Origin of the sequence: Clostridium sp. 1001271st1 H5 (genome assembly GCF_005845215.1) — a bacterium.
Lineage (GTDB): Bacteria > Bacillota > Clostridia > Lachnospirales > Lachnospiraceae > Enterocloster.
On record NZ_SPHO01000018.1, the window covers coordinates 87,794 to 99,916 of the forward strand.

Genomic DNA, 12,123 nt, shown 5'->3' on the forward strand with positions numbered 1-12,123 from the left:
TATCATAACAATTTTGTCAGTGTTTATCAAGTTCCTTTTGAAATTAGGGGAGGCCGGGACCGGGGGAGGGGAGCACAGAGTATGGATGGAAAAACATGGAACCCGTGGTTTGCACAAAAGATGCAATTAAAACTTTTAAAACCACCCAAAATGTGATATCATGTTACGTAAGTGTGGACACTTTACACAGAAGGATAAAGATACAGGTGGTACTATGAGGGAACGTATTAACCGTCTGGCCAGGGGAATCATTGACAATGGTTCGCCGGAGCTGGTGCTGACGCCGGAGAGGGTGGAGGTTTCGGTTCCTGCGGGTGAGGTCATCCGTGGCGAGATATTGGTGAGCAGCGGCAATAACCTGCATATAAAAGGGCTGGTGTATTCCAGCCATGAAAGGGTCCGGGTAGTGAACAGCGCTTTTGGCGGACTTCGCAACCGGATTATATATGAAGTCAACGTGGGCTTTTCAGAGCACGGGGACGAAATCAAGGGATCTTTTTACCTGGTCACCAATGGAGGTGAGAGGGAGATTCCTTATTCTTTGCGTGTACAGGCCGGTGATTCAGGGGAGGTTCTGGGAAATTTAAAGACTCCCAGGGACTTTGCCCTGCTGGCTAAGAAGGACCAGGAAAAGGCGCTGAGAATGTTTGAATACCAGGACTTTACAGAAGCCCCCTTCATGCAGGATTCCCGGGTCCGTACCATCTATGACGGGTTGAAGGGAAGGGCGGGCAGGCGGAACCTGATGGAGGAATTCCTGGTGGCCCTGCAGGTGAAGGAACCGGTAAAGCTGGGGCTGGAAACCGGAACCAGGATATATGAGAACTTAACCGGAACAGCAGAGGATTATATTGATATAGCAGCAGGAACCTGGGGGTATGTGTCGGCGGACATAACCGCGGATGCCCCTTTCATTGAACTGGGGACCGCCAGGATTACGGACCAGGATTTTGTCCAGGGCCGGTGCAGGGTGGGATACCGCATTGTTCCGTCCAGGCTTCACAGGGGAAGGAATTTTGGATGCATCCGCGTCAAATCCCTGGGGGAGGAATTCCTGATTACTGTGGAGGCTGAGGGCCGCCGCGCAGCAGGGAGCACTGAGCGGGAATCCGGCACAGACCGGTTTATGGACCATGGAAGTCTGTATAAATATTTATCCCTGCGCCTGGACTATGAGGCGGGAGTTTATGAGCCGGCCCTTCTCCTGAACCAGATGATGAAGGAAACGGAGCATCTCAGGGCGGATTTTCCGGGGGATGAGAGGGCCAAGCTGATACAGGCGGAGCTTCTTATACTAAACGGCAGGGAGGACAATGCCTCCCTGGCCCTGGACGATGCAAGGGACCATGTGCTGGCCCACAGGGAGCAGCAGGTGGAATTATACTGTTTCTACCAGTTTCTGCGTCTGGAAATCAAGCCTTCTGTCCAGCAGAAGGAATCCCTGGTACGCTATATCAGAAAGCTGTTGTGGGAGGACGGGGAGATACGGCCCTATCTTTTCCTGATGCTGATGAAGCTGGATGAAACCATGGCCCAGAATCCCCTGGAGCTGTACCGGTCCATGGCATCCCTGTTCAACCAGGGCTGCAGCAGCCCCTTTCTCTATGCCTCTGCCTGCCGTCTGATGGAAGCCCATCCGGATTTGTTTGTGCGCCTGGGTGATTTTGAGATACAGGCCCTGTACATGGGGGTGCAGAAAGGAATTGTCAGCCGTTTAACCGCACTGAGGGCGGCAGAGCTGGCTCTGGGGCTTAAGCATTACAGGAAACTGGTGGAGCGCTTATTTGAGAAGCTGTACCAGACATACGAGGAGCTGCCAATCCTGGAGGCTGTGTGCAGCCTGCTCATCAAGGGAGACTGCAAGGAAAAGGACGCCTTTGTCTGGTATGAGAAGGCCCTGGAACAGGGAGTGAACCTGACCAGGCTCTACGAGTATTTCCTTTACGCCCTGCCGGAGGATTACGGCCACCTGCTGCCTAAGGAGGTGCTGCTGTATTTCTCCTATGATAAGGATTTGGACAGGCACAGCCGTCAGGTGCTCTACCGGAATATATTGGAGTATATGAATCCCTCCGCGGAGCTGTATCAGAATTACACCAGGCATATGGAGCAGTTTGCCATGGAACAGCTGTTCCAGTCTAGAATCAACCGTTCCATGGCCGTTATTTACGAACACATGATTTATAAGGATATGATAGACAGCCGGGTGGCCAGAGTGCTTCCGGGCATCCTTAAATCCTGCCGCATCCGGTGCGGGGATTCCAGGATGAAGTATGTCATTGTCCGCTATGAGGAGCTGGAGGACGAGGAGGCATTTCTCCTGGAAAACCAGTCTGCTTACGTGCCTTTGTTTTCCGACCGCAGTGTTCTCCTGTTCCAGGATGCATACGGCAACCGGTATCTGGATGTAAAACACTGGAAGGTATCTGTGATGGACCGGCCGGAGCTGCTGGCCCAGTGTTATGAGGTGTATCCGGACCATCCCATGCTCAAGCTCTCTGAATGCAGGGATATAGTGAACCGCGGGGTGGAGACGGACGAGCAGGCTGCATTGCTGGAAGAAATCGTGGTGCAGATGCATTTAAGCCCTGTTTTCGAGGGAAAGCTGATGCAGGCAGTGACGGATTATTACTGCCGGAAAGCGTCTGAGGACAAGGATGGTGACGGTGTATTTAACTGCGCCTATCTGGTGCAGATTGATAAAAAGCCCATGGCTGCCAGACAGAGGCAGCAGATTTGCGAGACATTAATCAGCCAGAATTATATGCGGGAAGCCTATAGCATGATTCGGGATTACGGAAGCCAGTATATATCTACGCCGCGGCTGATGAAGCTGTGCACCAAGACCATACTGATGAATCTGTTTGACCAGGACGACCTGCTTCTGGGGCTGTCCCATCAGGTGTTCAGGCAGGGGTGCTATGACAGCGTGATTCTGGACTATCTGTGCGAGCATTTTAACGGAACCGTATCCCAGATGTACGAGGTGCTGATTCAGGGCGTCAGGGAGCATGTGGAGACATATGACCTGGAGGAACGGCTGCTGGGGCAGATGCTGTTTACCGGGTGCTGCGACCAGATGGATTCCGTGTTTGAACTTTATATGAAGCGCAAGACCACCAAGGAAATGGTGGTAAAGGCGTATTTTACCCAGAAGAGCGTCCAGTACTTCCTGGAAGAAAAGGATATGGACCAGAGGGTGTTTGAATATCTGAAGCAGGCCGTGAGCAATACCTTTGATAAGGACAGGATGCCCACTATCTATCTGCTGGCCCTGACGCGGTATTTTTCCACTCTGGACAAGGTGGATGAGGGGGATGCGGAGCTTCTTAAGACCATGACGTCCCTGCTTTTGGAGGAAGGACTGGTATTCCCCTATACCAGGGAGCTGTCAAAGCATATTCCGGTGCCGGAGGACATCATGGATAAGGCCATGGTGGAATACCGGGGCAGGAAGGACGCCCATCCGGAGCTTCAGGTGAGAATCCTGCCGGAGGAAACCGGATTCCACAGCGAGGATATCCGCCGTGTTTACCAGGGGATTTTTGTGAAACAAAAGGTACTCTTTGAGGGAGAAATCATGGAGTACAGGATATATGACTATCTGGACGGACACCGCAGGCTTGCGGCAGAGGGACAGGTGGAGTGCGACCATAAGCTGGAGGGAAAGGAGAACAGCCGTTTTGCCTGCCTGAACGAGATGGGAGCAGCAATCAAAGACAGGGACGACAGCAGGCTTTTAAACGCAATGGAAGACTATCTTAAGAAGTCGGCGGCGCTTGGCAGGCTGTTTCCCATGGAGTAATGGAGGAGCTGTCTATGGACGGTCTAGTGATTGGTCTGGATTTAAATGACGACTATACCCAGATATGCTGTTATGATAAAGAAAAGTCGTGGACCATTCCTACGGTCATCTGCCGGAGGAAGGAAGAGGAGGTCTGGCTCTCAGGTGAGGAGGCTTATGCGGCCACCCTGCTGGGAGAGGGCGTTATCGTGGATAAGCTTCTTAAAATGGCGGCCAAGGATGGCACATCCACCATCGGAGGCATCTGCTACAGCGGCGGTACGCTGCTCAAGCTGTTCATAGAGAGGATGTTAGGGTATCCCAGGAAGGAATTCGGAACAGAGGAGGTGGCGCAGCTGGTCATCACCCTTCAGAGCGTGGACGGCAGGCTGCTTGACACCCTGATGTACTGCGCCGATTACCTGGAGATTCCAAGGGACCGTGTCCATGTTATCAGCCACACCGAGGGCTTCATATACTATGTACTGAGCCAGAAAAAGGAGCTGTGGACCAACCAGGTGGGACTGTTTGAGCTGTCCGGCGAACGCCTGTGTTATTATGAGATGAAGGTCCAGAGAGGTATGAGGCGCAACATGGTCCAGGCAGAGGCCCAGAACCAGGAGGAGGCCTTTAACCTGGATATCCTGGACTCTCCCTCCGGCAGCCGCCTGGCTGATAAGATACTTACGGCCTGCGGCGAGAAGCTGTTAAACAGGAAGCTGTTTTCCACGGTGTTTCTGACGGGAAAGGGATTTGAGCGCCAGGACTGGGCCAGCGGCTTCATGCGGCTAATCTGCAACCGGAGAAAGGTATTTGTGGAGCCCTGTCTCTTTGCCAGGGGCGCTGCTTACAAGGGAGCTGATTACACCCATCAGGAAACCTCTTACCCCTATGTGTTCATCTGTGAGGGAAGGCTTAAGGCGGAGGTATCCTTAAAGGTTATACGCAGAGGGAGAGAGAACCAGCTGGTGGTGGCCTCCTACGGCGACAACTGGTATGAATCCAAAAGCTCCATGGATTTGATTGTGGACGGACAAAAGGAGATTGAGTTTACGGTCAGTCCCCTGGACTCCAAGAAGAAAAAGCTGGTCAGGATTCCTCTGACCGGATTTCCGGAGCGCCCCCCCAGGACCACCCGGGTTGAGCTTAAGGTGGCCTTTACCGATGAAGGCACCATGACAATGTCCATCCGTGACAAGGGATTCGGGGAACTGTTCCCCTCCTCGGGCGCGGTGGTGAAACAAGAGGTGAATTTATGAGCCTGATACTTTGCAGGCAGGAACCTGTGAAACATCCCTATTATATCGATGTGCTGGGAATCCATATCCACTCCTCCCAGGAGCTGTGCTATGTGGTATACAACCACCCGGTGCTGGTGATGGATGATTTCCTGGATGACCTGCTGATTGATTTCATCCGCAGGGATTTGGACATGGATTATCTGGCGGGACGCATGGAGAAGCTGGTGGAGACCGGCGCCAGGCCGGAGGAGGTCCTGGCTCTGTTCCTGTCGGAATGTGATTATTACAGCGATAAGGAAATACAGAAATTCAAGCAGACAACAGCGTCCCTGCGGGCCCTGCATCCGGCCCAGTATGAAAAACAGAGGGCGGATTACATGTTCGTCCAGCACCAGTATGGCAAGGCTGCTGCCAGGTATGGGAAAATCCTGGAGTATCCCAGGGACAAGGTGGTGGAGGATTTGTTCCTGGCAAAGGTGTACAACAACCTGGGCGCCTGCTACGCCATGATGTTCCAGTTCCACAAAGCCCTGGGATGCTATGACAAGTCTTTTGAGCTGGGGAAGGATGACGGGGTGCTGAAACGCATTTATTTTCTCACTGTATTTGCGCCGGAGCTGGATGTGAAGGACAAGTACCAGTCCGTGTTTACGGACGAGCGGAAGAGGAAGTGGAGCGAGGAGATTGACCTGGCTGCGCTGGAAGCAGGCCAGGCAGAGGAAGTCAGGGCCCTGCGTGCATTGTTTAAAAAGGATCCCATCAAACGGATGAGCGGCGCGTCGGAGATGGTGCGCAGGTGGAAGCAGGAATACCGGATGATGGTCTGAGCCTATATGGCGTGAAGCGGTGCAAAGACAAGAACAGGATAAATACGAGATGAGAACAGGATAAGAGCGGAGGTATTACATCATGGCGTTTGACATAGCAAAGGAGCATTTGAGGAAGGCTGGCCTGGAGGACCGGATTTATGAGTTTGAGGTATCCAGCGCAACCGTGGAGCTGGCAGCCCAGGCAGTGGGATGTGAACCGGCCCGTATTGCCAAGACATTATCGTTTTTGGTGGACCGGAAGGCGGTGCTGATTGTGGCTGCCGGGGATGCCAAGGTAGACAACCATAAGTATAAGGAACAATTTAAGACAAAGGCCAAGATGCTGTCTCCGGATGAGGTGACGGAGATGGTGGGGCACAGCGTGGGCGGGGTGTGCCCCTTCGGAGTGAAGGAGGGTGTGGAGGTATACCTGGATGAGTCCCTTAAACGGTTTGATGTGGTGTACCCGGCCTGCGGCAGCGCCAGCAGCGCAGTGAAGCTTACCATTCCGGAGCTGGAGACAGCTTCCGGGTATCTGGGGTGGATTGATGTCTGTAAAGGGTGGGGGGAAGATAGTATATAGTTGTATTTTGTTTGGAAAGCTGATTCTGGTTATCTGGAATCGGCTTTTTCTTTTATTTCAGCCATGGCGTATGAGGGGATGCTTCCGGGCAATTAATTTTTTCATCATTATATTTCATAAAAACCCTGGTTTTGAAAAATAATAGAAAAAAACGGAGGTGTCAATGGATATGGCATGTGTGACAGAACAATTTTTGGGTTTTCTGAAGGAAGAAGAAAAGTCTGATGCTACAATCAGCAAATATGTTTATGAACTGCAGATGTTCCTGCAATTCTTAGGGAAAAAGGAAATAGGAAAGGAGCTGCTGATTCAGTACCGCAGCCATCTCAGCAGCCTGTACCGTCCCCAGACCGTCAACGGTAAATTGTCGGCAGTAAATGCATACCTCAGGTTTATGGGGCTGGGTGAGTACCGTGTAAAGTTTCTGAAGGTCCAGAGAAGGGCTTATATTGACGAGAAACGGGAACTGACGGAAAAGGAGTATGAGCGGCTGATGGATACAGCCGGGAGGCAGGGAAATTACCAGCTGTATTATCTCATGATGACAATCTGCAGTACGGGCATCAGGGTGAGCGAATTAAGATATGTAACCGTGGAGTCCGTTATGGAGGGAAAGGCGGAAATCAGCATGAAGGGAAAGTACAGGATTGTGATTTTTCCAAAGAATCTGGCGGCGGAGCTGAAGGCCTTTGCCAGAAAGAACGGCATCCGCAGCGGCAGCATCTTCTGCACCAGAACCGGACGCCCACTGGACAGAAGCAACATCTGCCACGCCATGAAAAAGCTCTGCATGAAGGCAGGCGTCATGCGGGATAAAGTATTTCCCCATAATTTCCGCCATCTGTTTGCCAGAAGCTTTTATGCGGTGGAGAAGAATATGGCCCATCTGGCGGATATATTAGGCCATTCCTCCATTGAAACCACCCGCATTTATGTGGCTGCCAGCGTAAAGGAGCATGAGCGGGTACTTAACAGGCTGAAAATCGGGGTAATAAAAAAAATACCACAGAATAATCATTCCGTGGTACAAAGGTCTCTGATGATAAATCACAGGTCTAAAAACTCTATACAGTATATCTAAAAAAACAGTGATAGTCAATATACATATTGATGTTTTTTCTTCAATGCACATAAGCCGGAAACAAAATCAAGGGTTGCCGGCTTCTTTGCGTATCTATATTTAACTTTCATTTTATGGTCACGGATTAAATAAAACAAAATATTAACTGTTTTATCAGATATTTACCACAGAATGATTATTCTGTGGTATCTGGGGAACCGGCTGAATGAAGCATATCATGAAGCGCGGGATGGGGAAGGAACAGGGAAGTTCTTCAGTTGAAAACATAATAAAAGACAATAAAAATTCAGTGAAGAATTTGATAGTAAATCATCATACGAATCTGGGGGGGGGGGTGAAAAGCCTCCCTGTTTCGTATGCAAGAGAGGAGCCGCGTTGGCAGAGAGAAAAGAAACGGGTGAAACCAAAGGCTGGGTAGACATCCATGCCCATATACTGCCTGGCGTGGATGACGGGGCTTCTGACTGGGAGGAAGCAGGGGAAATGTTGAACCTGGCCCATGAACAGGGAATCACCCATATCATTGCAACGCCCCACTATATTTCCGGGCAGGACATAGGCAGACTGAAGGAGCTGGCAAAACAGCTGGGGGAGGCAGCGCATTCCCTGTCGGAAAGGATGACCATTGGATTGGGACAGGAAGTACAGTACTTTGAGGAACTGCCCTTATTTCTGGAACGGGGAGAGGTGCTGACCCTTTCCAGAAGCCGGTATGTGCTGGTGGAATTTCTGCCGGGTGACGGATATACGCGGCTGTTCAGGGCGGTCCGCAGCTTGGTTCAGGCTTCCTACCTGCCGGTTATTGCCCATGCGGAACGGTATGGCTGCCTCAGGGAGAGGGGGAGGACAGAGGAGCTGGTTAAGTGCGGCGCATACCTGCAGATGAATGCGGGAAGTCTTGGCGGAGGAATTTTTGACAGGCAGTCTGTCTGGTGCAGAAAGGAGATACGGAAGGGAAACATCCATTTTATAGCTACGGACATGCATGGGGTATTGATACGTCCGCCTGAGATGAGGGAGGCTGCCGGATGGATGATGCAGCAGGAACGGAAAGGGCAGGGCGCCGGGGGGATGGCGGAGCGGCTTCTCAGACAGAACCAGGAATATATATTGAGGGATTCTGTTTTGTAAATGTATTTGCCTGGGAAACAAAATAAAGGAAATGTGAGGAAGATGGAAAAGCTGTACAGAGAAGATGATATGGAGATAGACCTCCTGGAGTTGTTGTTTGAATTTAAGAAAAGGGCCTGGATAATCATTCTGGCAGCAGTCATAGGCTGTCTGGGCGCAGGAGCCTACAGCCGCCTGATATTGACGCCTGTATACACATCCACGGCCATGGTATATGTCCTCTCAAAAGAGACTACCCTGACGTCCCTGGCGGATTTACAGATAGGAAGCCAGCTTACAAAGGATTACAGTGTGATGATTACCAGCAGGCCGGTGCTGGAACGGGTGATTGAGAAACAGGGGCTGAATATGACTTACGGCCAGTTAAAAGCCAGGATACGGATATCGAATCCAGCGGATACCAGGATACTGAACATGACTGTATCCGATACGGACCCGGTGAGAGCCAAGGCCATTGTGGATGAGGTGGCCAATGCTTCCTCTGATTACATAGGGGATATCATGGAGATGGTACCGCCCAAGATTATTGAACAGGGAGTGGTGCCGGAGAATCCTGCATCTCCCAGCATAAGAAAGAACGCGGTGCTGGGCGGGCTGGCATGTATCGTTGCCGCCTGCGGCATCATAACCCTGAAGGTTATTATGAACGACACAATCCGCTCGGAGGAGGATGTGGGAAAATACCTGGGTATGAGCGTACTGGCATCTGTTCCGGATGACGATGGTATGTCAAAAGAACAGCAGCGAAACCGGAGCAAGAGGAAGCAGGACCGTAAAAAACGTAAAACAGGGAAAAACAGAAAGGGGGAATAGGAATGGATGGAGTCTTACATCTGAAAAATACCGGCAGAAAGGATTATTTTTACGAGGAAGCCATCAAGACCCTGCGCACAAACATCCAGTTTTGCGGAAGCGGCCTCAAGACCATCATGTTTACCAGTTCTATGCCCGACGAAGGAAAGAGTGAGACAGCATTCGCCCTGGCCTCCTCCTTTGGAAACATAGGAAAGAAGGTCCTGCTGGTGGATGCCGACATACGCAAGTCCGTCATGGTCAAGCGGTATGAAATCAATGGAAATCCCAACGGCCTGTCCCAGTATCTCAGCGGGCAAAAAACCCTGGAGGAGATATGCTATGAGACAGATATGGAGAACCTGAATATGATTCTTTCCGGTCCCTTTTCACCCAATCCGGCCGAACTGCTGGAGGATGACCTGTTTAAGACAATGATTGACAAAGTGAAGGAAACCTATGATTACATTATCATTGACACTCCGCCAATGGCAAACATCATAGACGGAGCCATCGTTGCCAGCCAATGCGACGGCGCTGTCATTGTCATTGAAAGCGGGGCAATCAGCTACCGTCTTGTACAGAAAGTGAGGGGGCAGCTGGAAAAAAGCGGATGCCGTATTCTGGGAGCCGTGCTGAACCGGGTGGGCGGCGGGTATGAGCACAGCTACTATGAGAGATATTACGGAAAACGCAGCGGTAAGTATTATGGGAAATACGGCAGGCACTACGGCAGGTATGAGGAGGGAAAAGCGCCGTCTGCCAATGAAGTAAGCGGGGCGCGGACAAAGAATGACACAACACCGCAATCACAGGACACATGACAGTCATGGAATCCGTAAAAACAACCGGTTTTATACCCACAGGAAACGGCTGCTGGCAGCTGCGGCCCTGGCTCTCATACTGGCAGCACTGTTCCTTTATAAAACCGCTCAGATGTATCTGGAAAGAAAGGCATTGTCCCGTGAGGCGCAGCAGTGGCACCGCCCGCAGGCAGATAACACCATGGCAGACCCGGACGGCGCAGTGGAATACCGGGGGAAGAGGTACCGGCGCAATACATACATAAAGGCAATTCTGTGCATGGGCATAGACAGGCCTGGAAGTCTGGAGGAGACCAGGGTGGCTGGTTCCGGCGGACAGGCGGACGGTATATTTCTGGTGGCCCAGGATACGGCCAGGGACCGGATAAAGATGCTTGTAATTCCCAGGGATACCATGACGGAAATTACATTGACGGATTTAAGCGGGAACGAGCTGGGCAAGGGAATCCAGCATCTTACATTGGCTTATGCATATGGGGATGGAAGGGAAAAAAGCTGTATGTACGTGACGGAAGCAGTGAGCCGTCTGCTGGGAGGTTTATCCATAGACGGATACATGGCAGTAAGCATGGCTGTTCTGCCTGTGGCCAATGATAAGGTGGGAGGCGTTGCCGTCACCATTAAAGAGCAGGGACTGGAACAGGTAAATCCTGCTTTTATCCAGGGCAGGACCGTTACCCTGCGTGGAGAACAGGCAGAGGCGTATGTGCGCTACAGGGATACAGGCAAGGCCCAGAGCGCTCTGGTCCGAATGGAACGCCAGAAATTATATATCAGGGGATTCCTGGATGCGGCAAGGAATAAATCAAGGCTTGACGACAGCCTTATTCCGGATTTGATGAGGGAAATAGAACCGTATATGGTAACGGACATGACAAAAGACCGGTATCTGGATATGGCCCTGGCCTTTTTAGGGGGAAATCAGGATTTTACAGATACAGATATGGTTACTCTGCCGGGAACAGCCGTGGAGACAGTTGTTTACGACGAATATCATCCGAATCAGGAGGAAATCATGGCAATCGTACTGGATTGGTTCTACAGGCCCTGGGAATGAAGGCAGGAAATGAACGGGGCAGGGAAGGAAAAATAATAAACTGGTAAAGAAGCAATCTCCCTTAGATGGAAAAGAAAGGTGGAAATTATGAGAAAAAGAACAGCAATCATGACACTGGCAATGGTCCTTACCGTGTCTCAGGCCACATGTATATTCGCGGCCAACAGCCCGGGAACAGGGCCGGTTATTGTGGGAGGCGGAAGCGACGGAAGCAGCTATGACATCGGGGAAAAGGTGGACCAAATAAAAGGAGGGGCATCCTCGAATTCCACGGTTACAAGTTCCGGGCAGGGAAACAATGCAGTGGGGATAGCAGTGGGACAGACAGCGGGAGAACATGCGGTGGGAACCAACAGCAGGGGGCAGGCAGTGATAGGGGATACTGCCCTGGAATTTGTGCAGGGCACCGACGCTGCGGTGGCAGGCTTGCCTGAACCGGTGGTAAATACCATCAACAGCATAAACAACGGGAAACCGTTAAACGAAGCAGTGCCGGGATTGGACCTGGCGGGCTATAACGCCCTGGTTGGAACACATGCAATCGTGATAAAGGACGCAGCCACCAACACAGAGAAGACAGGGCAGGTGGAGGTCCCGCTCTATGTGCCAAACCTGCTGGACGGTCTGGGCGACGTTGAAGTGTTATTTTACAACAATATGACAGGAACATGGCAGCTCATCAAACCCACCAGGGTGGATGCGGGGGCCAAGATGCTTTGGTTTAATGTACCCGGCTCCGGTACCTTGTCTGTTGTATATAAGAAATAGAGGGATGGATGAATGTCCGGTTAATATACAGTGAAAGCACAGATAACAGGGAA

The 12,123-nt window shown here is 51.3% G+C and carries 10 protein-coding genes; all 10 read left to right on the forward strand.

The genetic code is table 11. From position 1 onward, the window contains the following. Positions 1 to 214 precede the first annotated feature (214 nt). The 10 genes from FGS84_RS22860 to FGS84_RS22905 all read left to right on the forward strand — a co-directional run bounded on the left by FGS84_RS22860 (position 215) and on the right by FGS84_RS22905 (position 12,070). Positions 215 to 3,805, forward strand: coding sequence for a DUF5717 family protein (locus FGS84_RS22860; RefSeq protein ID WP_138310628.1), 3,591 nt, complete (start codon positions 215 to 217; stop codon positions 3,803 to 3,805). Between the two features lie 14 nt (positions 3,806 to 3,819). After that, entirely contained in the window at positions 3,820 to 5,043 is a 1,224-nt protein-coding gene (locus FGS84_RS22865) for a DUF5716 family protein (RefSeq protein WP_138310629.1), read from the forward strand. After that, the gene (locus FGS84_RS22870; protein ID WP_138310630.1) at positions 5,040 to 5,852 is read left to right on the forward strand and encodes a tetratricopeptide repeat protein; all 813 of its coding nucleotides are present in this window, start codon (positions 5,040 to 5,042) and stop codon (positions 5,850 to 5,852) included. Before FGS84_RS22865 ends, FGS84_RS22870 begins: the two co-directional genes overlap by 4 nt. 82 nt (positions 5,853 to 5,934) lie before the next feature. Then, on the forward strand, positions 5,935 to 6,417 hold the full coding sequence (locus tag FGS84_RS22875; protein WP_138310631.1) for a YbaK/EbsC family protein: 483 nt from the start codon (positions 5,935 to 5,937) through the stop codon (positions 6,415 to 6,417). A 163-nt stretch (positions 6,418 to 6,580) separates the two neighbouring features. After that, on the forward strand, positions 6,581 to 7,498 hold the full coding sequence (locus FGS84_RS22880; protein ID WP_138310632.1) for a tyrosine-type recombinase/integrase: 918 nt from the start codon (positions 6,581 to 6,583) through the stop codon (positions 7,496 to 7,498). 375 nt (positions 7,499 to 7,873) lie between these two features. Next, entirely contained in the window at positions 7,874 to 8,629 is a 756-nt protein-coding gene (locus FGS84_RS22885) for a CpsB/CapC family capsule biosynthesis tyrosine phosphatase (RefSeq protein ID WP_138310633.1), read from the forward strand. A 42-nt stretch (positions 8,630 to 8,671) separates the two neighbouring features. Then, positions 8,672 to 9,442, forward strand: a complete 771-nt coding sequence (locus FGS84_RS22890) for a Wzz/FepE/Etk N-terminal domain-containing protein (RefSeq protein WP_138310634.1) — start codon at positions 8,672 to 8,674, stop codon at positions 9,440 to 9,442. 2 nt (positions 9,443 to 9,444) lie between these two features. After that, complete coding sequence (locus FGS84_RS22895) at positions 9,445 to 10,245, forward strand: polysaccharide biosynthesis tyrosine autokinase (RefSeq protein WP_138310635.1); 801 nt, start codon at positions 9,445 to 9,447, stop codon at positions 10,243 to 10,245. Then, positions 10,214 to 11,302: an LCP family protein gene (locus tag FGS84_RS22900; protein ID WP_138310636.1), complete on the forward strand. Its 1,089-nt coding sequence runs from the start codon at positions 10,214 to 10,216 to the stop codon at positions 11,300 to 11,302. Before FGS84_RS22895 ends, FGS84_RS22900 begins: the two co-directional genes overlap by 32 nt. An 87-nt stretch (positions 11,303 to 11,389) precedes the next feature. Further along, the gene (locus tag FGS84_RS22905; protein WP_138310637.1) at positions 11,390 to 12,070 is read left to right on the forward strand and encodes a hypothetical protein; all 681 of its coding nucleotides are present in this window, start codon (positions 11,390 to 11,392) and stop codon (positions 12,068 to 12,070) included. Positions 12,071 to 12,123 lie beyond the last annotated feature (53 nt).